The organism is Azospirillum sp. TSO22-1 (assembly GCF_003116015.1).
In the GTDB taxonomy this organism is placed as follows: Bacteria; Pseudomonadota; Alphaproteobacteria; order Azospirillales; family Azospirillaceae; genus Azospirillum.
Genome location: NZ_LGQZ01000068.1, coordinates 32,343 through 53,901, shown reverse-complemented (window position 1 = coordinate 53,901; position 21,559 = coordinate 32,343). Strand labels below are relative to the sequence as shown.

General features: G+C 68.6%; 19 protein-coding genes and 1 pseudogene. 10 read left to right on the top strand and 10 right to left on the bottom strand.

Going from position 1 to position 21,559, the window contains the following annotated elements:
* The 10 genes and pseudogenes from TSO221_RS17925 to TSO221_RS17880 all read right to left on the bottom strand — a co-directional run.
* Positions 1-373 (bottom strand): annotated as a pseudogene (locus TSO221_RS17925) (hypothetical protein); the annotation flags it as partial.
* A gap of 453 nt (positions 374-826) precedes the next feature.
* Positions 827-1,840, bottom strand: a complete 1,014-nt coding sequence (locus TSO221_RS17920; RefSeq protein ID WP_109119882.1) for a glutathione S-transferase family protein — start codon at positions 1,838-1,840, stop codon at positions 827-829.
* Positions 1,841-1,877: 37 nt separating this feature from the next.
* A complete protein-coding gene (locus TSO221_RS17915; protein ID WP_109119881.1) occupies positions 1,878-4,049 on the bottom strand; it encodes an ATP-binding protein in 2,172 nt (723 codons plus the stop codon).
* A 234-nt stretch (positions 4,050-4,283) separates the two neighbouring features.
* Positions 4,284-6,023: an ABC transporter ATP-binding protein gene (locus TSO221_RS17910; RefSeq protein WP_109119880.1), complete on the bottom strand. Its 1,740-nt coding sequence runs from the start codon at positions 6,021-6,023 to the stop codon at positions 4,284-4,286.
* Between the two features lie 9 nt (positions 6,024-6,032).
* Positions 6,033-6,944: an ABC transporter permease gene (locus TSO221_RS17905; RefSeq protein ID WP_109119879.1), complete on the bottom strand. Its 912-nt coding sequence runs from the start codon at positions 6,942-6,944 to the stop codon at positions 6,033-6,035.
* Positions 6,941-7,915, bottom strand: a complete 975-nt coding sequence (locus TSO221_RS17900; protein WP_109119878.1) for an ABC transporter permease — start codon at positions 7,913-7,915, stop codon at positions 6,941-6,943. The genes TSO221_RS17905 and TSO221_RS17900 overlap by 4 nt, the downstream gene beginning before the upstream one ends.
* A gap of 151 nt (positions 7,916-8,066) precedes the next feature.
* Positions 8,067-9,671, bottom strand: coding sequence for an ABC transporter substrate-binding protein (locus TSO221_RS17895; protein WP_109119877.1), 1,605 nt, complete (start codon positions 9,669-9,671; stop codon positions 8,067-8,069).
* Between the two features lie 42 nt (positions 9,672-9,713).
* Positions 9,714-10,865: an acetylornithine deacetylase gene (gene argE / locus TSO221_RS17890; protein ID WP_109119876.1), complete on the bottom strand. Its 1,152-nt coding sequence runs from the start codon at positions 10,863-10,865 to the stop codon at positions 9,714-9,716.
* 106 nt (positions 10,866-10,971) lie between these two features.
* Positions 10,972-11,856, bottom strand: coding sequence for a DMT family transporter (locus tag TSO221_RS17885; protein WP_109119875.1), 885 nt, complete (start codon positions 11,854-11,856; stop codon positions 10,972-10,974).
* Positions 11,857-11,965: 109 nt separating this feature from the next.
* The gene (locus TSO221_RS17880) at positions 11,966-12,895 is read right to left on the bottom strand and encodes a helix-turn-helix domain-containing GNAT family N-acetyltransferase (protein WP_109119874.1); all 930 of its coding nucleotides are present in this window, start codon (positions 12,893-12,895) and stop codon (positions 11,966-11,968) included.
* Between the two features lie 157 nt (positions 12,896-13,052).
* On the opposite strand from TSO221_RS17880, the gene TSO221_RS17875 reads away from it, so the two are divergent.
* The 10 genes from TSO221_RS17875 (at position 13,053) to TSO221_RS17835 (ending at position 21,553) form a co-directional block, all read left to right on the top strand.
* Positions 13,053-13,427 (top strand): hypothetical protein, encoded by a 375-nt coding sequence (locus tag TSO221_RS17875; RefSeq protein WP_109119873.1) that lies wholly within the window; start codon positions 13,053-13,055, stop codon positions 13,425-13,427.
* A 383-nt stretch (positions 13,428-13,810) separates the two neighbouring features.
* Entirely contained in the window at positions 13,811-15,025 is a 1,215-nt protein-coding gene (gene urtA / locus TSO221_RS17870) for an urea ABC transporter substrate-binding protein (protein WP_247878110.1), read from the top strand.
* A 139-nt stretch (positions 15,026-15,164) separates the two neighbouring features.
* On the top strand, positions 15,165-16,781 hold the full coding sequence (urtB, locus tag TSO221_RS17865) for an urea ABC transporter permease subunit UrtB (RefSeq protein ID WP_109119872.1): 1,617 nt from the start codon (positions 15,165-15,167) through the stop codon (positions 16,779-16,781).
* A 3-nt stretch (positions 16,782-16,784) separates the two neighbouring features.
* On the top strand, positions 16,785-17,924 hold the full coding sequence (gene urtC / locus TSO221_RS17860; RefSeq protein WP_109119871.1) for an urea ABC transporter permease subunit UrtC: 1,140 nt from the start codon (positions 16,785-16,787) through the stop codon (positions 17,922-17,924).
* The gene (urtD, locus tag TSO221_RS17855) at positions 17,917-18,723 is read left to right on the top strand and encodes an urea ABC transporter ATP-binding protein UrtD (protein WP_109119870.1); all 807 of its coding nucleotides are present in this window, start codon (positions 17,917-17,919) and stop codon (positions 18,721-18,723) included. The genes urtC and urtD overlap by 8 nt, the downstream gene beginning before the upstream one ends.
* A 3-nt stretch (positions 18,724-18,726) precedes the next feature.
* Positions 18,727-19,422: an urea ABC transporter ATP-binding subunit UrtE gene (urtE, locus tag TSO221_RS17850; RefSeq protein ID WP_109119869.1), complete on the top strand. Its 696-nt coding sequence runs from the start codon at positions 18,727-18,729 to the stop codon at positions 19,420-19,422.
* Between the two features lie 9 nt (positions 19,423-19,431).
* Positions 19,432-20,262 carry an urease accessory protein UreD gene (locus tag TSO221_RS17845; protein WP_109119868.1) on the top strand — a complete coding sequence of 277 codons (831 nt, stop codon included), beginning with the start codon at positions 19,432-19,434 and terminating at the stop codon, positions 20,260-20,262.
* An 87-nt stretch (positions 20,263-20,349) separates the two neighbouring features.
* Complete coding sequence (locus tag TSO221_RS17840) at positions 20,350-20,652, top strand: urease subunit gamma (RefSeq protein WP_109119867.1); 303 nt, start codon at positions 20,350-20,352, stop codon at positions 20,650-20,652.
* 8 nt (positions 20,653-20,660) lie between these two features.
* Positions 20,661-21,239 carry a hypothetical protein gene (locus tag TSO221_RS35060; protein ID WP_146208841.1) on the top strand — a complete coding sequence of 193 codons (579 nt, stop codon included), beginning with the start codon at positions 20,661-20,663 and terminating at the stop codon, positions 21,237-21,239.
* An 8-nt stretch (positions 21,240-21,247) separates the two neighbouring features.
* Entirely contained in the window at positions 21,248-21,553 is a 306-nt protein-coding gene (locus tag TSO221_RS17835) for an urease subunit beta (protein ID WP_109119866.1), read from the top strand.
* Positions 21,554-21,559: the final 6 nt, after the last annotated feature.

Below are 21,559 nucleotides of genomic sequence, written 5' to 3'. Positions count from 1 at the left end.
GCCCCTTGGCGGGGGCGGTGGGGATGGGCAGCTCGGGCGGGGCGGGGGCGTCGGGGTGGAAGGCGGGGAAGCGGTTCTCGAACACGGCGATCTCGAAATCGGCGAACGGGACCTCGCCGGGGAAGCCGTGCGGCTGGACGGGGCAGAGCGGGCAGAACTCGGCCGGCGGCTTGAAGGTGCGCTCCTGCCGGTGGCTGGCGTAGCCGACCCATTCCCCGCGCAGCGGGTGCCAGCGCAGGTGCGGCTGCGGTGCCGGGCCGGGCTCCAGCTCCTCGGTCAGCGGCAGTCCGTGCGGACGCCAGCCGTACAGGAAGAGCTTGCGCCCGTCCGCCTTGACATGCGTGCGCCTGTGAACCTGCGTCGATGCCGTCACCGTCGTCTCCGGCGTTGCGTGGCCCGATACAGAACAGCCGGCGGGGGCGGGTGTCGCGGGCATGGCCGCCTGGACAGGGCCCGCCTGGACAGGGACGGGCGGCAACCGCGCGAGGGGGATGCGCGGCTGCCGCTCGACGGGCGCGGCGGCCGGGGGGAGGTCGCCGTGCCGGCCGCCCGGCGTGCTCGGGCGGTTTCAGGCGGGTTGGGGAAGACCCGTGTCCAGAGAACGCCGGGAGCCCCCGGCCCGTGCCGCCGTTCGGAGGCCGTATGTCGGATGGGTGGGGCGTCCGGTGCGCCGATGGAGGCGCGGCGCGCTACGGCGCTGTGACATCGCGCGGCGGCGTTCCGAATGCGCCCGCCGCTTGATCTGAGTCAAACGTCATACGGCCGATCGTGATACGGTTCCTTCCACGCTTTATGCGTTTCCTCCCTTAGACTCGAGGCCGCTGCCTTACCGCAGCGGCCTTTTTTCTGCCCAGATCCCCCGCCCCGGCAGGCGGTGGCGGTCGTGCGGGCGGTCGAGGTCGATGAGCGGCCCCTTGGGCACGATCAGCGTCGGGTTGATCGCCGGGTTGACGTAGTAGCCGCGCTTGATGTGCTCGATGTTCACCGTCGCCCGGATGCCCGGCCACTGGTACAGCTCGCGCAGGGTGTTGGACAGCGCCGGATAGTCCTCGATGCGCCGCAGGTTGCACTTGAAGGCACCGTGGTAGGCGACGTCGAAGCGCACCAGCGTGACGAACAGCCGCCAGTCGGCCTCGGTGAGGAACTCGCCCGCCAGATAGCGGCTGGCCGACAGGCGCTGCTCCAGGGCGTCCAGCGTCTCGAACAGGGCGGCGACCGCCTCGTCGTAGCTGGCCTGCGTCTTGGCGAAGCCGGCGCGGTAGACGCCGTTGTTGACGGTGACGTAGATGCGCTCGTTCCAGGCGTCGATCTCCGCGCGCAGCGGTTCGGGGTAGAGATCGAGGGTGTTGCCGGTCAGCCCGTCGAACGCGGTGTTGAGGATGCGGATGATGTCCGCGGACTCGTTGTTGACGATCCGCCCGTCCTTGCGGTCCCACAGCACCGGCACCGAGACCTTGCCGGTGTAGGTCGGATCCGACGCGGTGTAGAGCTGGTGGAGGTGCTGGAAGCGGCCGACCCTGGGGCCGGCGTCCGGCGGCTCGGTGAAGGTCCAGCCATTCTCGCCGATCACCGGCTCCGCCACCGAGACGCCGACGACGCCCTCCAGCCCCTTCAGCGTCCGGAAGATCAGCGTCCGGGACGCCCACGGGCATAGGTAGGCGACGTAGAGGTGGTAGCGCCCGGCCTCGGCCGGCAGCGCCGGCGTGCCGTCGGGGGCCGGCGCGCCGTCCGCGGTGATCCAGCGGCGGAAGCGCGTCGGCTCCCGGTGGAAGGCGCCGTCCTTGATCTCGCTCGCCGCGATCGGTCCCTTGACCCACGCGCCGTTCACCAGGCCGGGCATTGCTCGTCCCCTTCGAAGTCGATCAGTCGATGGGATCCTAACAGGGCGTGGCGGGCTTTGCTTCGCGGGATTCGCCGGTCAGCCGTTCCAGGCACGCGGCCAGCTGGCGCGGGGTGACCGGCTTGAGGATGATGCTGCAGCTGTGTTCGGCGGCGTCGCGGGCGCACTCCGCGCCGGTCTCGCCGGTCAGGATGATGCCGGGCAGCGGCCGGCCGGTGCGCTCGCGGATCGCCTGCACGGCGTCGGTGCCCACCGCGCCTCCGCGCAGACGGTAGTCGGCGATCACCAAGTCCGGTGTGCGGCCGTCGGCCGACAGGCGGTCGAGCGCCTGGTCGATGGAGCCGGCGATCAACGTCTGATAGCCGCAGGACTCCAGCGTGGCCCGCAGGCCGAGCAGCACGATGGCGTCATCGTCCACCAGCACCACCAGCTTGCCGTCGGGCTGCGCCTCGGCGTGCGGTTCGGGGATCGGCGACGGGAGCGGCGAGACCGGGTCCAGCGGCACGCGGACCGAGAACACCGAACCGCGCCCGGGCGCCGAGCGCACCGCCACCGGATGGTCGAGGATCCCCGACAGCCGCTGCACGATGGCGAGGCCCAGGCCCAGCCCGCGCGCCTTGTCGCGGCCGGGATTGCCGATCTGGTGGAACTCCTCGAAGATGCGGTCGAGCTGGTCCGGGGCGATGCCGATGCCGGTGTCGCGCACCTCGATCAGCACGGCGTCGCCGTCGATCATGCAATCCACCACGACGCCGCCGCGCTCGGTGTAGCGGATGGCGTTCTCGACGAGGTTGCGCACCATGCGTCCGAGCAGCATCGGGTCGCTGCGCACCTGCACCTCGGCGTGCTCGCCGAGGCGCACGTCCAGCCCGCGCGACGCCGCCACCGGCTGGTAGGCGGCGACGATGTCGGCGAGGAAGGGGCGGATCGGCATCGCCTCCAGCCGCGGCTCGATCACGTTGGCGTCAAGCCGGGAGACGTCGAGCAGGCTGTCCAGCAGCCCCTTCAGCGTGTCCAGCCCGCGCTCCAGCATGGTCAGCATGTCCTGCCCCTGCGGGTCGTCCAGCCGGGCACGCAGGGCGCCGGCGAACAGGAACATCGACTGCATGGGCTGGCGCAGGTCGTGGCTGGCGGCGGCGAGGAAGCGCGACTTCGCCTGGTTGGCCTGCTCGGCGGCGGCGCGTGCTTCCTCCAGCGCCTCTTCGGCCTGCCGCCGCTCGGTGATGTCGCGCGAGACGGCGACCACCGCGCGGATCGCGCCGTCCGGACCGGTCAGCGGGTTCAGGCGGTACTCGTGGCTCCGCGGCCCGTCGGGACGGAGGTGAGTGACCTCGCCGGTGATGCCGATGCCGGTGTCGAGGACCTCGCGGTGGAGGGCTTCGATCACCGCCGTCTCGTCGGGCGGCAGGCCGAGGTCGTTCCAGGCCGCGATGCGGTCCGGCCCGCCGGCGGCGCCGAAGTCGCGCAGCGCCGACGGGCTGACGTAGAGCAGCGCGCCGGAGCGGCCGATCATGAAGACGTGGTCGTCGATGCTCGACAGGATGCCGTGGAAGCGGTCGTTGAGCGCCTGGAGGGCGTCGGTGCGCTCGCGCACCTCGTGCTCCAGCCCGCCGGCGAGGCGCTGCATCTCCGCCGCCAGCTGGATGCGGCGGGTCAGCGTGGCGTTGAAGGTGCGGCCGATCAGCACGAGTCCGGCGGTGAAGATCAGCACCAGCGCGCCCATGCTGACGCTGATGCGGTCGCCCTCGATGAACAGCCGCAGGGCCATCAGCGGCACGCTGGCCAGCAGGTAGGCGTAGAAGGTGGGCAGGTGGCTCGCCAGCCCGGTGACCGCACCCGCCGCCATGCCGGCAACGACGAAGGCGATCAGCAGCACCGTCTGCGGCTGCTCGAAGTCCATGAACAGCAGCGCCGTGGCACCCCACAGCGCCCCCGACGCCGCCGAGGCGACGGCGAAGCGGCGGCCCCACGCGGCCATTCCGGCATCGTCCGGCCGGCGATGCACGTACCGGCGCCACAGCGCGGCGCGCACCGCGGTGACCAGCGCCAGCGCGCCCATCCACAGGGCCAGCGTCGGCGCCGTTGCCGGTCCCCACAGCGCGACACCGACCAGCGTCGCGTTCACGACGTTGATCGCCAGCACCAGCGGCATCTGCCGGTACAGCAGGCGGACACGCTCCGCGGTGACGGTCTGGCTGTGGTCGTGCATGCGCGCGCCGGGGGCTAGCCCTTCCGAAAGGGTTAATGAATTCTTGTGTACTCGATAGGGTTGTCAAGCAACCGTCAGCAGTCAAGATGATTCGAATATGTTTGAGCAAAGGTCAAGGTTGGGTTGAGGGAAACCGCAGGGCGGTTTCTCCAATAAATGGGAATTTGAAAATAAAATTCTTTGGAATTTAAAAGCTGTTTTAACCGAGCTTCGCTGTTTCCTTGCGGGTGAGATCTAACCTGTCGCCCGATCCTCGACGTCCAGCCCGCGGTGCGTCAGGCCGCGGAAGTTCGGCATCAGCGACAGCAACTCCTGGGTGTAGGGGTGCTGTGGACTGACGAACAGCTCCTCGGTGGGCGCCACTTCCAGCAGCTGGCCGAAGCGCATGACGCCGACGCGGTCGCACATCTGCCGGATCACCGGCAGGTCGTGGCTGATGAACAGCATGGTCAGCCGCAGTTCCTCCTGCAGGTCCTTCAGCAGGTTGAGGATCTGCGCCTGGATCGACACGTCGAGCGCGGAGGTCGGTTCGTCGCAGATCAGGAAGCGCGGGCGGGTCGCCAGCGCGCGGGCGATGACGATGCGCTGGCGCTGGCCGCCGGAGAACTCGTGCGGGTACTTCTCGGCGGCCTTGGCGCCCAGGCCGACGTGGTCGAGCAGGTCGCGGACGATCCGGTTCACCTCGGCCCGGCTGCCGGCCAGCCTGTGGAAGCGGATCGGCTCGGCGACGATGTCGAGCACGCGCATGCGGGGGTTCAGCGACGAATACGGGTCCTGGAACACCATCTGGATCTGCCGGCGGAACGGGTTCAGGTCGCGGTCGCGCTTCAGCGCCGTCACGTCCGTTCCGTCGAAGACCACCGAGCCGCCGGACGGGCGGTAGAGCTGGGTGATCAGGCGGGCGATGGTGGATTTGCCGCTGCCGCTCTCGCCGACCAGACCGAAGGTCTCGCCCTCGCGGATGGCGAAGCTGACGCCCTTCACCGCGTCCACGTAGCGCCGGTTGCGCTCCAGCCACGCGGTGTTCAGCGGGAAGCGGATGGACAGGTCGCGCAGCTCCAGCAGCGGGCCGTCGTGCCGGCGCTGAAAGTCGCGGCTGCGGCCCAGCCAGTGGTCCTTGAGGCTGATCGCGGCGGGCTTCTCGGCGATGCCCTCGATGTAGTCGACGTAGGGGAAGCGGTGCAGCCGCAGGTCCGGGCGCGGCACCGCGCCGATCAGCGCGCGGGTGTAGGGGTGGTCCGGGTCGCCGAGGATCTTCGACGTCGGGCCTTCCTCCACCACCTTGCCGCGGTACATCACGGCGACGCGGTCGGTGATCTCGGCGATCACGCCCATGTCGTGGGTGATGACGATCATGCCGACGCGCTTGTCCCGGCACAGCCGCTTCAGCAGCGTGAGGATCTGCGCCTGGATGGAGACGTCGAGCGCGGTGGTCGGCTCGTCCGCCACCACCACCTCGGGCTCGGCGCACAGGGCGAGCGCGATGACGACGCGCTGGCGCATGCCGCCGGAGAACTGGTGCGGGTAGAGCTTGACGCGCAGCTCCGGCTCCGGGATGCCGACCTGGCGCAGCAGGTCCACGGCGCGCGCCTGCGCGGCGCGGTGGTCGAGGCCCAGGTGCACCCGGATGGTCTCGACCAGTTGGCTCTCGATGGTCTGCAGCGGGTCGAGCGAGGTCTGCGGGTCCTGGAAGATCATGGACACGCGCCGGCCGCGGATGCGGCGCTTGGCGTCGTCGTCCAGGTCGTCGATGCGCTGGCCGTCCAGGCGGATCTGGCCCGCGCCGATGCGGCCGGGCGGCTCCAGCAGGCCGATCACCGCGTTGCCGATGGTGGACTTGCCGGCGCCGGACTCGCCGACCACGCCGAGGATCTCGCCGGGCTGAACGGCGATGGTCACCCCGTTCACGGCGACGAAGGTGCCGCGACGGCTGGGGAATTCGACCGACAGGTTCTCGACGTCGAGGAGCGCCATGCCCCCACCTCACCGGAGCTTGGGGTTGAGGGCGTCGCGCAGCCAGTCGCCCAGCAGGTTCACCGAAAGAACCAGCAGGACCAGCACGACGCCGGGGAAGATGGAGATCCACCACTCGCCGCTGAACAGGTAGTCGTTGCCGATGCGGATCAGCGTGCCGAGCGACGGCGTGGTCGGCGGCACGCCGACGCCGAGGAAGCTCAGCGTCGCCTCGGTGATGATGGCCAGCGCCAGGTTGATGGTGGCGATCACCAGCACCGGGCCCAGCACGTTGGGCAGGATGTGCCGCCACAGGATCGCCACCGGGCCGATGCCGATGATGCGGGCGGCCTGCACGTACTCCTTGCGGCTCTCGACCATCGCCGCGCCGCGCACGGTGCGGGCGTACTGCACCCAGTTGGAGATGCCGATGGCGAACACCAGCACGTACACCGCCATGTGCTCCTGCGCCTCGCGCGGCAGCACGCCGCGCGCCACGCCGTCGATCAGCAGCGCGATCAGGATGGCGGGGAAGGAGAGCTGCACGTCGGCCACCCGCATGATCGCTGCGTCGGCCCGGCCGCCGAGGTAGCCGCTGACCAGCCCGAGCGTCACCCCGATCAGCACCGCCAGCAGCACCGAGGCGAAGCCGACCAGCAGCGAGATGCGCGCGCCGTAGAAGATGGCCGACAGCACGTCGCGCCCCTGGTCGTCGGTGCCCAGCAGGAAGGCGGGGTCGCCGTCCTTCATCCACACTGGCGGCAGGTGGGCGCTCATGATGTCGAGCGACGCGAGGTCGAACGGGTTGTGCGGTGCCACCAGCGGGGCGGCCAGCGCGCCGGCGATCAGGATCAGGGTCAGCAGCGCCGAGACCAGCGCCGTCGGCGTGCGGATGAAGCTGTGCCAGAGGTCGCTGTCGGTGAAGCCGCTCAGGAAGCTCATGCCGCCCTCCGGACACGCAGCCGCGGATCGACGGCGAAGTACAGCAGGTCGACCACCAGATTGATGACGACGAAGAAGAAGGCGACCATGCACAGGTACGCCGCCATCACCGGGATATCGACGGTGGTGATCGCCTGGATGAACAGCAGGCCCATGCCGGGCCACTGGAACACGCTCTCGGTGATGATGGCGAAGGCGATGATCGAGCCCAGTTGCAGGCCGGTGATGGTGATGACCGGCACCAGCGTGTTCTTCAGCGCGTGGCGGAAGTGCACCAGCCGGCTGGGCAGGCCGCGGGCGCGGCAGAACTTGATGAAGTCGGTGCGCAGCACCTCCAGCATCTCCGAGCGCACCAGGCGCATGATCAGCGTCATCTGGAACAGCGCCAGCGTGAAGGCCGGCAGGATCAGGGATTGCAGGCCCGACTTGGTCAGCAGCCCGGTCGTCCAGCCGCTTAAGTGGACCACCTCGCCCCGCCCGAAGGTCGGCAGCCAGCGCAGCACCACGCCGAACAGCAGGATCAGCAGGATGCCGATCAGGAAGGTCGGCAGCGACACGCCGACCAGCGACAGCGACATGAAGCCCCGGGACAGGATGCCCTTGGGCTTCAGCGCCGTATAGACGCCCATGGGGATGCCCAGCAGCAGCGCCAGCGCCATGGAGACGATGGACAGCTCCAGTGTCGCGGGGAGGCGTTCGGCCAGCAGCTCGCGCACCGGGCGGCGATGGCGGTAGGAGATGCCGAACTCGGCCTGCGCGGCGTCGGCGACGAAGCGGCCGTACTGCACCAGGAACGGGTCGTTGAGGCCGAGGCGCTCGCGCAGTTCCTCGCGCTGCTGCAGCGTGGTGTCCTGCCCGGTCATGGCGTTGACCGGGTCGCCCACGTAGCGGAACAGCGAGAAGGCGATCAGCGCCACGGCCAGGATGACCAGGACGGACTGCAGCAGGCGGTGGAGGATGAAGGTGAGCATGGGGCGCCTTGAGTCCCTCTCCCGCCCCGGGAGAGGGTGGCCGGCGAAGCCGGCCGGGTGAGGGTACAGCCAAGGATCCTTGGATTTACCCTCACCCTCCCGCTCGTTCCGAGCGGGCCCCTCCCTCTCCCGGGGCGGGAGAGGGGAATTATTACGGAACCACCGCCGAGCGCAGGTCGAGCACGTCGTCGGCGCGCTGCACCACCTGCACGCCCTCGCGCACGCCCCACGACATCGGTTGCGCGTGCAGCGGCATGTAACCGTAGTCGGCGCGGACGATCTCCCACGCCTCCTTGATCATGGCGTTGCGCTTGGCCTGGTCGGTCTCGGCGCCGATCTTCGTCGTCAGCTCATCGACCTTCGGGTTGCAGTAGCCGCCCAGGTTGAACAGGCCCGACTGCGTCTCCTTGTTGCGGCAGCCCGCGAGGTTGAGCAGCGAGTTGTGGCTGTCGATGGAACTCGGCGTCCAGCCCAGCATGTAGAAGCTGGTGTCGTAGCCGGCCTGCGCCAGCACCTTGCCGAAATACTTGCCCTTGGTCTGCGCCAGCAGGTCGATCTTGACGCCGACCTTGGCCAGCATGCCGGCCACCGCCTGGCAGACCTTCTCGTCGTTGACGTAGCGGTCGTTCGGGCAGTCCATGGTCACGGTGAAGCCGTTCGGGTAGCCGGCCTCGGCCAGCAGCTTCTTCGACTTCTCCGGGTCGTAGGGGTAGGGGGCGCCGAACGACTTGTCGAAGCCGTTGACCTCCGGCGCGATCAGCGTGCCGAGCGGCACGGCGGAGCCGCGCATGATCTGCTTGTTGATCGCCTCCAGGTTCACCGCGTGCACGAAGGCGGCGCGCACCCGCACGTCCTTGAACGGGTTCTTGCCCTTGACGTCGGAGTACTTCAGCTCGTCGCGGACCTGATCGAAGCTGACGAAGATGGCGCGCGCCTCGGCGCCGGTCAGCGGCTTGACGCCCTTGGTCTGCTCCAGGCGCTCCCAGTCCTGCACCGGCACCGGCTGGATCACGTCCAGCTCGCCCGACATCAGCGCCGCGACGCGGGTCGCCGGCTGCGAGACGGGGGTGAACACCACCTCGTCCACGTTGGTCTTGATCGACTTGTCCCAGTAGTTGGGGAAGCGCTTCAGCACCGTCTTGGAGTCCGGCTGCCGCTCGGTCAGCACGAAGGGGCCGGTGCCGTTGGCCGCGCGGTTGGCGTGGTTGCCCTGGTTGGAGCCCTTGACGTTGGTCGCCTCGGTCGTGTTGTTCATCTCCGACCACGTCTTCGACATGATGTAGAAGAGCGACCACTCGCGCTCCAGGATCGGGTTCGGCGTCGGCGTGATGACCTCGACCGTGTGGTCGTCGATCTTGCGGATCTCCTTCGCCTTGGCGCCGTAGCCCTTCATGTCCGAGCCTTCGGTCAGCGTGCGCTTCCACGAGAAGATCACGTCGTCGGCGGTGAAGGGCGAGCCGTCGTGGAAGGTGACGCCCTTGCGCAGGTGGAAGACCCACTTGGTGGGCTCGGGGTTCTCCCACTTCTCCGCCAGCATCGGCACCGGCTGCAACTTGGCGTCGTAGCCGACCAGCGGCTCGTAGATGTTGCCCTGGAAGCCCAGCGTGAACGTCTCGTTCAGGCCGTACGGGTCCATGGTGGTGGCGTCGCCCTGATAGGACCAGCGCAGGGTCTTGGCCTCGGCGGCCCCCGCGAAGACGGCGCCGGCGAGCGCGATCACGGCGGCCGATCGGAGGAGTACGGTCGCGATCTTCATGTCCTGTGTCTCCCTGTTGTCCGCCCTCTGGGGCTTTTGTCGTTAGGCAGATAGGCGTGTGATCAGTCCGCGCAGGAACCGCTCGCAGGCGGTGACCTGGTCGATCTCGATGAACTCGTTGGCCTGGTGCGCCTGGTCGATGGAACCCGGGCCGCACATCACGGTGGAGTAGCCGGCCTCCTGGAACTGCCCGGCCTCGGCGCCGTAGGCGACGACCGTGGTGTCGTTGCGCCCGGTCAGCGCGTGCACCAGCTGCGCCGCGCGGCCCTGCGGGTCGGGGGCGAGGCCGGGGGCGCCGGCCAGCACCTCGGTGACGATGCCGCAGTCGGGGGAGATCGCCGACATCTCCGGCAGCAGCGTGTCGCAGAAGGCCTGGAAGCGGTTCAGATAGGTCCGCCAGTCGTCGCCGGTGACGGTGCGGATGTCCCACAGGAAGTCGCAGCGCTTCGCCATGATGTTGAGCGCCGTGCCGCCGTTGATCGTCCCGACGTGCAGCGTCGTGTAGGGCGGGTCGAACGGCGAGGCCGGGTCGGCGGCGGCCTTGTTCTCCGCCATCATGTCGGCGACGAAGGTGGCCAGCCGCGCCGCCACCATCACCGCGCTGACGCCGCGGTTCACCTGGCTGGAGTGCACCTCGTGCCCGGTGACGGTGGTGCGCAGCGCGTAGCAGCCCTTGTGCGCCAGCACCACGCCCATGCTGGTCGGCTCGCCGACGATGACGGCGCCGACCGGCGGCAGCTCCTGCACCATGCGCTGGATCATGAAGGGGGCGCCGAAGCAGCCGATCTCTTCATCATAGGAGAGGGCGAGGTGGATGGGGCGCTTGAGGTTCGCCGCCAGCATCTCCGGCACCAGGGCCAGCGCGATGGCGGAGAAGCTTTTCATGTCGGCGGTGCCGCGGCCGTACAGCTTGCCGTCGCGCTCGACCAGGGTGAAGGGATCGGTGTCCCAGGCCTGCCCGTCCACCGGCACCACGTCGGTGTGGCCGGAGAGGACGACTCCACCCTCGGCCATCGGGCCGATGGTGGCGTAGAGGTTGGCCTTGCTGCCGTCTTCGTTGGGTACCAGCCGGCTTTCGACTCCCAGCCCCGCCAGATAGTTCCTGACCCAGTCGATGAGGGCCATGTTGGAGTGGCGCGAAACGGTGTCGAATCCCACCAGCCGGGCGATCACGTCCCGTGAGGTCTTGTCCAAACCCTGTTTGTCCCTGTTGCCTGCCGGCCCTTTGCGGGCTCGTGCGGATGTCTCAGAGTCGAAATGATGTCGCGGTGAAACTATGCGAGTCAAATGGCAAATCGCGTCAGGCCGGTGCCCGCAGCGCCAGCCACAACCCGGCCGACAGCACCGCGATGGCCGACGCCAGCTGCACCGTCACCGGCTCGCCCAGCAGCAGCGCGCTGAGCGCCGCGGCGGTCACCGGGCTGAGCGCCAGGAAGACGGTGACGCGCGTCGGCGTGGTGTGGCGCAGCGCCCAGAGCCACAGGAAATAGCCCACGCCGCTGCTCACCCCGATGAAGACGACCGCCGCCCAGCCGGCCGGCGTGATGCGCGGCGCGCCGTCGAAGAAGCCCTCGCCGCCGGCCAGCAGCGCCAGGAACCCCACCGAGGCCAGCATGGCGAAGGCGCTGACCGGCAGCGGGTCGTACTTGCGCAGATACGGCCGGTACAGCACGCTGCACAGCGCTCCGGCGAACGCGCTGCCCAGCACCGCCAGGGTGCCCAGCCATTCCTCGGGCGAGGTGCCGGCGGCGAACGCCTTCTCGCCCAGCACGATGCCGACTCCGGCCAGCGTCAGCGCCACGCCGGCCGACTTGCGCAGGCCGAGCCTTTCCCGTCCCAGCCCGGCGGCGAGCAGCATGGTCATCAGCGGAAAGCTGGCGAACAGCAGCGCCACCCGCCCGGAGGGCACGGTCTGCAGGGCGAAATTCAGCAGCGCGATGACCACCGCAAACTGGATAATACCCAGTAGCGCGATCGGTATCACGTCCTTGGCGTCGAAACGCAGGCGGCGGGAGGCCAGCACCGGCGGCAGCAGGCACAGGAAGCCGATGGCGTAGCGCAGCAGCGCCAGCGACGCCGGCCCGGTCTGCCCGACGACGAAGCGTGTGGCGACGATGGCCGCGCCGACCTGCACGCCGACCGCGGCGGCGGCGAGGATGGCGAGGCGGGCGTGGCGGTCGTTCATTGCCCCCACCCTAACCCTCCCCCGCTGTCGCAGGGGAGGGAACTCCGCCGCTCTCCCCCCTCCCCTGCGAAGCGGGGGAGGGTCGGGGTGGGGGCAAGTGATGACGTGCTCACAAATCCCGTTCCCACGTCTCGCTGACCAGATCCTTGCCGAAGCTGTGGTACGGCTCCGACGCCACCAGTTCGAAGCCGGCCTTCACATAGATGCCGCGGGCCGCCAGCAGGATGCTGTTGGTCCACAGCGTCATGCGGCGGTAGCCGGCCTGCCGGGCGAAGCGCAGGCACTCGTCCACGAGGCGGTGGCCGATGCCCAGGCCGCGCGCCGACGGATCGACGATCAGCATGCGCAGCTTCGCGACGTCGTCGGATGCCTTCACGATGAAAACCGAACCGACGTTGCGGCCGTCCATCTCGGCGATCCAGCAGCGCTCGCGCTTCGGGTCGTAGTTGCGGAGGAAGCCGGCGGCGATCTCGGCGACCAGCGCCTCGAAACTCTCGTCCCAGCCGTATTCCTGGGCGTACAGCGTGCCGTGCCGCTCGATCACCCAGCCCATGTCCCCGGGGCGCGGCGGGCGCAGGATGTAGGGCACCTTGCGCGGCGGCCGCTCGCCCAGCAGGTCCTCGACCACGCGCATGGCATCGACCAGCCGTTCCTGGTCGGCGTCGGGCAGGGTGTCCAGCATCGCGCCGATCTCGTAGCGGGAGCGGTCGTTGAGGCGGGCGAACGCCTCCTGCCCCTCGGCCGTGAGCGCCAGCAGGTTCTGCCGCGCGTCGGCGGGGGAGGGCTGCTTGCTGATCAGCCCCTTCTGCTCGAAGCCGCGCAGGATGCGGCTGAGGTAGCCCGCGTCGAGTTCCAGCTCCTCGCACAGTTCGTTGGCGGTGGTGGTCTCGTGGTGCGCCAGTTCGTAGACGACGCGCGCCTCGGCGAGCGAGAACGGACTGCCCAGCAGCCCCTCGTGCAGCACGCCGACTTTCCGCGTGTAGAAGCGGCTGAACCGGCGCACCGCCTCGATGCGCCGCAGACGGTCCGGATCCAGCATGACGGACACCCTCCAGGGTGGGTGAGAATTAATTGACATAGTCAAATATTTCCCGGACGGGGTCAAGGGATGCGCTGTAACCATCTGTTACACTTGCGAAGATGCGGGAGCGGGCGGGACGCCCATATACTGGGCGCATCGAATCTGGAGTACGACGATGCGCGCGTGGGTCGGACTGGTCTTGGGTGTGGCCGCGCTGGCGGTGCCGCTGCCGGCGATGGCGGACACGACGGTTTTCCTGGGCGCTGGGATTCCGGTGTATCCGGTGCACCGGCACCGTCATTATCCGCCGCCCGTGGTGGTGTACGGTGCGCCGCCACCGGTCGTGGTCTACCAGCCGCCCCCGCCGGCCGTGGTGTACGCGCCGATGGCCGGCGCCGGCCTGTCGGCGACGCCGGCGTCGCCGCCCTACACCCGCAACGGGCAGACCTGCCGCGAGTACCAGACGACGGTCACGGTCGACGGCACGCCGCAGCGGGCGTTCGGCACCGCCTGCCAGCAGGCGGACGGCAGCTGGCGCACGGTGAACTGATCCGTCGTCAACGGAGGGCCGAAGGCCTCCGGGCCGAGGTTCGCCTCGGCCCGACACCCGCGTGCATGCACCGTTCAGCGCCTTGAACCTCGGTCGTTGCGGCGATCGCGCAAATTTTGTGCAGTTTCCTGCCTTCCAAACGGGCTTGCCCAGGAAGCGGGCATCCGGCGACCGGCGGCGGCACGCCCGCTCTCGCCTCCAAACGCTTAGACCCCTTGGGTTTCCGGGCGGCGAACGGTCTTGGCATCGCGTTTGCGAATGCTCGCCCTGTCGTGAACCGACCCAGCTAAAAAAAGGGGAGACAGATGGGCATCAAAGCGCTTGCGATGAAGGGCATGGTGGCGGGCTGCGCGCTGGCCGCGGGCTTGTTCGCCACGGCGGCGATGGCGGCGGACCCGATCAAGATCGGCGTCCTGCACTCGCTGTCGGGCACGATGGCGATCAGCGAGACGACGCTGAAGGACACCGTCCTGATGATGGTGGACGACATCAACAAGAAGGGCGGTCTGCTCGGCCGCAAGGTCGAGGCGGTGGTGGTCGATCCGGCCTCCAACTGGCCGCTGTTCGCCGAGAAGGCGCGCGAGCTGCTGCAGAAGGAGAAGGTCGCCGCGGTGTTCGGCTGCTGGACCTCGGTGAGCCGCAAGTCGGTGCTCCCGGTGTTCGAGGAGCTGAACGGCATGCTCTTCTACCCCGTGCAGTACGAGGGCGAGGAGTCCTCGCGCAACGTCTTCTACACCGGCGCCGCGCCCAACCAGCAGGCGATCCCCGCGGTCGACTACCTGATGGGCAAGGACGGCGGCGAGGCCAAGCGCTGGGTGCTGGCCGGCACCGACTACGTCTACCCGCGCACGACCAACAAGATCCTCGAGGCGTACCTGATCTCCAAGGGTGTGCCCAAGGACGACATCATGATCAACTACACGCCGTTCGGCCACGCCGACTGGCAGACGATCGTCGCGGACATCAAGAAGTTCGCCTCGGCCGGCAAGAAGACGGCCGTGGTGTCGACCATCAACGGCGACGCCAACGTGCCGTTCTACAAGGAGCTGGCGAACCAGGGCATCAAGGCGACCGACATCCCGGTGGTGGCCTTCTCGGTCGGTGAGGAGGAGCTGGCCGGCATCGACACCAAGAACCTGGTCGGCCACCTGGCCGCCTGGAACTACTTCCAGTCGGTGGACTCGGCCGAGAACGACGCGTTCATCAAGCAGTGGAAGACGTTCATCAAGAACGACAAGCGCGTGACCAACGATCCCATGGAGGCCACCTACATCGGCTTCAAGATGTGGACGCAGGCGGTCGCGCAGGCCGGCACCACCGACGTCGACGCGGTGCGTCAGGCCATGTACGGCCAGAAGGTCCGCTCGCCGTCGGGCTACGACATCGCGATGAACACCAACCACCACCTGTCGAAGCCGGTGATGATCGGCGAGATCCAGGCCAACGGCCAGTTCCAGATCGTCAACCAGACCAAGGCCGCCATCAAGGCCGACGCCTGGTCGCCGTTCATCCCGGAGAGCGCCAAGCTGACCGCCGACTGGACCTTCCCCTGGGTCTGCGGCAACTGCGCCGAGCCGAAGTACGGCAAGCTGAAGTAAGCGAAGTGTGCAAACCCTCTCCCGTCCCGGGAGAGGGTGACGCCGAAGGCGTCGGGTGAGGGTAAAGCCAAGGATCCTTGGTTTTACCCCCACCCTGGCCCTCCCCCGGGGCGGGGGAGGGAGATAAGGGGACCTCCACATGCCGTTCGTCCGCCTGCTCTCCGCAGCCCTCCTATTCGTAACTCTTCTCGCCGCCCCCGCCCGCGCCGACGACGCCGCGTTCTCCGCCGCGCTGTCCGGCCTCGCCGCCGAGGGGTTCGCCGAGAAGGCCGCCGCCGCCGAGCGGGTCGCCGCCACCGGCGACGCCCGCGCGCTGCCCGTCCTTCAGGCCATGGAGGCCGGCACCCTGTTCGTGCGCAAGGACGACAACAAGGTCGTCACCGGCGCGGTGAACGGGCGCGAGGTCACCCTCACCGACCCGCTGACCGGCGCCACGCTGGGCACCGTCGCCAGCCGCGACCTGACCAAGATCACCGTGAACAACGCGCTGCGCAGCGCGATCTCCGCCGCCGTCGGGCGGCTCGACCTGACGTCGCCGGACCCGGCGCGCCGCCTCGCCGCCGTCGAGAGCATGGCGCGCAACGCCACGCCGGAGACCGCCGCCAAGCTGCGCGACGCGCTGGCCCGCGAGACCGACGCGAGCGTCAAGCTGGTCATCGCCCGCGCCTTCGCCCGCGCCGCCCTCGCCAGCCCCGACGCCGCCGAGCGCCTGAAGGCCGTCGAGGAGCTGTCCGCCGTCCAGACCGCCGAGACGCGCACCCTGGTGGCGCCGCTGGCCAAGGACCCGGACGCCCAGGTGCGCGCCGCGGCCGAAGCCCTGGTCGCCGCCATCGAGCGCCGCGAGATGCTGACCGCCGGCGCGCTCACCCTGTTCCAGGGGCTGAGCCTCGGCTCGGTGCTGCTGCTCGCCGCGGTCGGCCTCGCCATCACCTTCGGCGTGATGGGCGTCATCAACATGGCGCACGGCGAGATGATCATGCTCGGCGCCTACACCGCCTTCGTGGTGCAGGAGGCGTTCCGCGCCTTCCTGCCGCCGGGCGTCTTCGGCCTCTATCTGATCGTCTCCATCCCCGCCGCCTTCCTGGTCGCCGGAGCGGTTGGCGTGGCGCTGGAGCGCGGCATCATCCGCTTCCTCTACGGCCGCCCGCTGGAGACCATGCTGGCGACCTGGGGTATCTCGCTGATGCTCCAGCAGGTGGTGCGCTCGATCTTCGGCGCGCCGAACAAGGAGGTCGCCAATCCCGCCTGGATGACCGGCGCCTGGGAGGCCCTGCCGGGCCTCGTGCTGACCTGGAACCGCATCGCCATCGTCGTCTTCGCGCTGGCGGTGATCGGCGCGCTGGCGGCGACGCTGCGCTACACCAGCCTCGGCCTGCAGATGCGCGCGGTGACGCAGAACCGGTCCATGGCGGCCAGCATGGGCATCCGCACCGGCTGGGTGGACGCGCTGACCTTCGGCCTCGGCTCCGGCATCGCCGGGGTGGCCGGCGTGGCGCTGTCCCAGGTCGGCAACGTCAGCCCGAACCTCGGGCAGGGCTACATCGTCGATAGCTTCATGGTGGTGGTGTTCGGCGGGGTGGGCAGCCTGTGGGGCGTGCTCGCCGGGGCGCTCAGCCTGGGCGTGGTCAACAAGATCCTCGAGCCGTACGCCGGCGCCATGCTGGGCAAGATCCTGGTGCTGGTCTTCATCATCCTGTTCATCCAGAAGCGCCCGCGCGGCCTGTTCGCGCTCAAGGGCCGCGCGGCGGAGGCGTAAGCGATGGGTCCGTTGACATCACGTCTCCTCGCCTTGGAATCCCGGCGCGGCTGGTCGGTGTTCATGGGGCTGCTGGTGGTGGCCGCCGGGCTGGTGCCGGTGCTGCACCTCGCCACCCCGCCGGACTCGGTGTTCCACGTGCCGGCCTACATGGTCAGCCTGCTCGGCAAGTACCTGTGCTACGCGCTGCTGGCGCTCAGCCTCGACCTCGTGTGGGGCTACGCGGGGGCGCTGTCGCTGGGGCACGGCGCGTTCTTCGCGCTGGGCGGCTACTGCATGGGCATGCACCTGATGCGGCAGATCGGCACCCGCGGCGTCTACGGCAACGCCAGCCTGCCCGACTTCATGGTGTTCCTGAACTGGAAGGAGCTGCCCTGGTACTGGTGGGGCTTCGACAACCCGGTGTGGACGCTGCTGATGGTCGTCGCCGTGCCGGGGCTGCTGGCCTTCGTCATGGGCTGGTTCGCCTTCCGCTCGCGCATCAACGGCGTCTACTTCTCGATCATCACGCAGGCGATGACCTTCGCGCTGATGCTCGCCTTCTTCCGCAACGAGATGGGCTTCGGCGGCAACAACGGCCTGACCGACTTCAAGGACGTCCTGGGCTTCCCCATGCAGGCGACCGGCACGCGCGTCGGGCTGTACGTCGCCTCGGCGCTGCTGCTGGCGGCGGGCTACCTGGCGGCGCGCTTCATCGTGTCGTCGAAGCTCGGCCGCGTGCTGATGGCGATCCGCGACGCCGAGAGCCGGGTGCGCTTCCTCGGCTACGACGTGACGGCGGCCAAGCTGTTCGTCTTCACGGTCTCGGCGGTGCTGGCCGGGCTGGCGGGCGCGCTGTACGTGCCGCAGGTCGGCATCATCAACCCGTCCGAATTCTCGGCCGCCAACTCCATCGAGGTGGCGATCTGGGTGGCGGTCGGCGGGCGCGGCACGCTGGTCGGCTCGATCCTCGGCGCCTTCACGGTGAACGGCGCCAAGAGCTACTTCACCGGGGCGGCGCCGGAGATCTGGCTGTTCTTCCTGGGCGGCCTGTTCATCCTCGTCACCCTGTTCATGCCGAAGGGGCTGATGGGCCTCGCCGGGCAGCTCAAGGCCCGGATCAAGAAGGGGGGCGTCCCGGTGGCGCAGAACCGCAATGCCTGACGACAACAGCGTCTCGCTGGCCGAGCCGTCCTACGGCGTCGCCGGCGACCCGCACCCGGCGCACGGCTCGATCCTCTACCTGGACGGCGTCTCGGTCGCCTTCGACGGCTTCAAGGCGATCAACAACCTCAGTCTGGTCCTGGCCCCCGGCGAGCTGCGCACCATCATCGGCCCGAACGGCGCCGGTAAGACGACGATGATGGACATCGTCACCGGCAAGACCAAGCCCGATAAGGGTGACGTGCTGTTCGACGGCGGCGTGGATCTCACCAAGCTGGACGAGACGCGCATCGCCAACTTGGGGATAGGCCGCAAGTTCCAGAAGCCCACGGTGTTCGAGCACCTGACGGTGTTCGAGAACCTGGAACTGGCGCTCAAATGCGACCGCCGCACCATGAGGACGCTGTTCTTCATGCTGAGCCGCGAGCAGGCCCGCCGCATCGACGAGGTGGTGGCGCTGATCCGCCTGGGCGACCGCCTCGGCAGCCCGGCCGGGGCGCTCAGCCACGGCCAGAAGCAGTGGCTGGAGATCGGCATGCTGCTGATGCAGGAACCGAAGCTCGTCCTGCTCGACGAGCCGGTGGCCGGCATGACCGACGCCGAGACCGAGCGCACCGCCGACCTGATCCTGGAGATCAACCAGGACCGCTCGGTGGTGGTGGTGGAGCACGACATGGAGTTCGTGCGCCGCCTGGGCGCCAAGGTGACGGTGCTGCACGAGGGTTCGGTGCTGGCCGAGGGCTCGCTGGAGACGGTGCAGGCCGACCAGCGGGTGATCGAAGTCTATCTGGGGCGCTAGACCATGCTGACCGTCGAGAACGTGCACCTGTACTACGGCGCCAGCCACGCGCTGCGCGGCGTCTCGCTGGAGGCGCCCAAGGGGGCGGTGACCTGCCTGCTCGGCCGCAACGGCGTCGGCAAGACCAGCACGCTGCGCGCCATCATGGGGCTGGAATCCGCCCGCTCCGGCCGCATCGGCTGGGAAGGGCAGGAGATCGGCCGGCTCGCCACCGCCGACCGGGCGCGGCGCGGCATCGGCTTCGTGCCGCAGGGCCGCGAGATCTTCCCGCGCCTCACCGTGCTGGAGAACCTGCAGACCGGATTCGCCCCCCTGCCCAAGGCGCAGCGCTCGATCCCCGACGAGATCTTCACGCTGTTCCCGGTGCTGAAGGAGATGCTGCACCGGCGCGGCGGCGACCTGTCGGGCGGGCAGCAGCAGCAGCTGGCCATCGCCCGCGCCCTGGTGACGCGTCCGCGCCTGCTGATCCTCGACGAGCCGACCGAGGGCATCCAGCCCTCGATCATCAAGCTGATCGGCGAGGTTATCAGGACGCTGGCGGCGCGCGGCGACATGGCGATCCTGCTGGTCGAACAGTATTTCGACTTCGCCCGCGAACTGGCCGACCGCTTCGCCGTGATGGACCGCGGCGAGATCGTGCTTGCCGGGACCGCATCCGACATGGTCGAGTCCGACGTGCGCCGCCACCTGACCGTCTGAGGCCGTCCCTTGGCCATCGCCGCCGTGCCCAAGCGCCTGACCATCCACGGCCGCGCGACCGTCGCGTTCGACCGTGGGCGCCTGCGCGAGGTCTACCACACCGACCCGCTGCGCCTGCTGTTCCCGACGCCGGCCTCCGGCGATCCGGTAACCGCCGTGGTGGTGACCACCTCGGGCGGGCTGGTCGGCGGCGACCGGCTGGAGATCGCGGTCTCGGTCGGCGAGGGGGCGTCCGCCCTGGTCACCGCCCAGGCGGCAGAGAAGGTCTACCGCTCGGCCGGCGAGGACGTGCGCGTCGACGTGCGGCTGGCGGTCGGGGACGGCGGCTGGCTGGAATGGCTGCCGCAGGAGACCATTCTGTTCGACGCCGCCCGTTTGCGCCGCACCACCTCGGTGGCGGTGAACGGCTCCGGCCGGCTGCTGGCCGGCGAGCTGCTGGTGTTCGGCCGCATCGCGCGGGGCGAGCGCTTCACGCAGGGGCTGGCGCGCGACGCCTGGGAGGTGCGCCGCGACGGCCGGCTGGCGTGGGCCGACGCGCTGCATCTGGATGGCGACGTGGCGGCGCTGCTCGATCATCCCGCGGGGTTCGCCGGGGCGACGGCGTACGGCACCATCGTGTACGTCGGCGGGGATGCCGCGGACCGCCTGGACGCCGCCCGCGCCCTGCTGGAGGACGCGGCGCCGCGCGCCGGGGCGACGGTGCTCGACGAGGTGCTGGTGATCCGGCTGCTTGGCCGCGACGCGCAGCGGCTGCGCGCGGACTTCGGGCGGGTGTGGGCGGGGCTGCGCAAAGAACTGAATGGCTTACCGGCACGGCTGCCGAGGCTGTGGCATGTGTAGTTTTCTCTGACCGTCATCCCCGCGAAGGCGGGGATCCATAATTCTGCGCAGCGTTGACGAAAAAGAAGAAACGAGGGGAACGACACCATGAACCTGACACCGAGGGAAAAGGACAAGCTGCTGGTCGCCATGGCGGCCATGGTGGCGCGCCGGCGCCTGGAGCGCGGCGTCAAGCTCAACCACCCGGAGGCGGTGGCGCTGATCACCGACTTCGTGGTCGAGGGCGCGCGCGACGGCAGGTCGGTTGCCGAACTGATGCGCGACGGCGCTTCCGTCCTCACCCGCGAGCAGGTGATGGAGGGCATCCCCGAGATGATCCACGAGATCCAGGTGGAAGCCACCTTCCCCGACGGCACCAAGCTCGTCACCGTCCACAACCCGATTCGGTGATAAATGCCATGAGCGACAGCATATCTTCAAATAGAGAAGCCGCCGATCGGCGTGATTTATCGAAGATACCGGTATTTGTGTCGTGTGCGACATCTCTTAATGCTGCTCAAGATCTTGTTAAGGATTATATAAATGAGGTTTTGCGGGGATTGTATTTTGAGGGTCGTGCACTTGGTAAGTCTGATTATGGGATAGATCCCCCGCTGCGAGAGGTGTATGCGATTGCAAGGCACTGTTCCGGAGGGATCGTGCTTGGATTTTCTCAATTTCGTGCAGATTCTGGAATTTTTAAGGAAGGAACTGAGAAGCAGGATGAAATTTCCAAGCCTGCGCATTTCCCAAGTCCCTGGAATAATTTGGAGGCTGGAATTCTCTACGCGCTGGGGCTCCCTTTGCTAGTTATTAAGGAAAATGGTGTCCAGGGTGGCATATTCGATCTGGGCACATCAGAAATAATGGTGAAAGAAATCTCGGTTGGATCGAATTTCGAAAAGCAAAAAGAGGAAATTAAACGCATGCTGTACCGATGGAGTGCGAAGGTACAGGAGGCGTATTACTCAACTGGCCCTTTCGGATTCAGGAAATGAGGCACGTCATGATCCCCGGCGAAATCATCACCGGCCCCGGCGAGATCGAGCTGAACGCCGGCCGTCCCACGGTCACGCTTGACGTCGCCAACACCGGCGACCGGCCGATCCAGGTCGGCTCGCACTATCACTTCCACGAGACCAACACGGCGCTCTCCTTCGACCGCGAGCGGGCGCGCGGCATGCGCCTGGACATCCCGGCCGGCACCGCGGTGCGCTTCGAGCCGGGGCAGACGCGAACCGTCACGCTGGTCGCCTACACCGGCGCGCGGGTGGTGCACGGCTTCAACGGCAAGATCAACGGCGCGCTGTAAGGGGGA

Excerpts from the sequence above, each read along its gene's own strand:
- TSO221_RS17920 (WP_109119882.1), bottom strand. The coding sequence starts at position 1,840 with ATGCCCGGCCTGGTGAACGGCGCGTGGGTCAAGGGACCGATCGCGGCG.
- TSO221_RS17915 (WP_109119881.1), bottom strand. The coding sequence starts at position 4,049 with ATGCACGACCACAGCCAGACCGTCACCGCGGAGCGTGTCCGCCTGCTG.
- TSO221_RS17910 (WP_109119880.1), bottom strand. The coding sequence starts at position 6,023 with ATGGCGCTCCTCGACGTCGAGAACCTGTCGGTCGAATTCCCCAGCCGT.
- TSO221_RS17905 (WP_109119879.1), bottom strand. The coding sequence starts at position 6,944 with ATGAGCTTCCTGAGCGGCTTCACCGACAGCGACCTCTGGCACAGCTTC.
- TSO221_RS17900 (WP_109119878.1), bottom strand. The coding sequence starts at position 7,915 with ATGCTCACCTTCATCCTCCACCGCCTGCTGCAGTCCGTCCTGGTCATC.
- TSO221_RS17895 (WP_109119877.1), bottom strand. The coding sequence starts at position 9,671 with ATGAAGATCGCGACCGTACTCCTCCGATCGGCCGCCGTGATCGCGCTC.
- TSO221_RS17885 (WP_109119875.1), bottom strand. The coding sequence starts at position 11,856 with ATGAACGACCGCCACGCCCGCCTCGCCATCCTCGCCGCCGCCGCGGTC.
- TSO221_RS17880 (WP_109119874.1), bottom strand. The coding sequence starts at position 12,895 with ATGCTGGATCCGGACCGTCTGCGGCGCATCGAGGCGGTGCGCCGGTTC.
- TSO221_RS17875 (WP_109119873.1), top strand. The coding sequence starts at position 13,053 with ATGCGCGCGTGGGTCGGACTGGTCTTGGGTGTGGCCGCGCTGGCGGTG.
- urtA (WP_247878110.1), top strand. The coding sequence starts at position 13,811 with ATGGCGGCGGACCCGATCAAGATCGGCGTCCTGCACTCGCTGTCGGGC.
- urtB (WP_109119872.1), top strand. The coding sequence starts at position 15,165 with ATGCCGTTCGTCCGCCTGCTCTCCGCAGCCCTCCTATTCGTAACTCTT.
- urtC (WP_109119871.1), top strand. The coding sequence starts at position 16,785 with ATGGGTCCGTTGACATCACGTCTCCTCGCCTTGGAATCCCGGCGCGGC.
- urtD (WP_109119870.1), top strand. The coding sequence starts at position 17,917 with ATGCCTGACGACAACAGCGTCTCGCTGGCCGAGCCGTCCTACGGCGTC.
- urtE (WP_109119869.1), top strand. The coding sequence starts at position 18,727 with ATGCTGACCGTCGAGAACGTGCACCTGTACTACGGCGCCAGCCACGCG.
- TSO221_RS17840 (WP_109119867.1), top strand. The coding sequence starts at position 20,350 with ATGAACCTGACACCGAGGGAAAAGGACAAGCTGCTGGTCGCCATGGCG.
- TSO221_RS35060 (WP_146208841.1), top strand. The coding sequence starts at position 20,661 with ATGAGCGACAGCATATCTTCAAATAGAGAAGCCGCCGATCGGCGTGAT.
- TSO221_RS17835 (WP_109119866.1), top strand. The coding sequence starts at position 21,248 with ATGATCCCCGGCGAAATCATCACCGGCCCCGGCGAGATCGAGCTGAAC.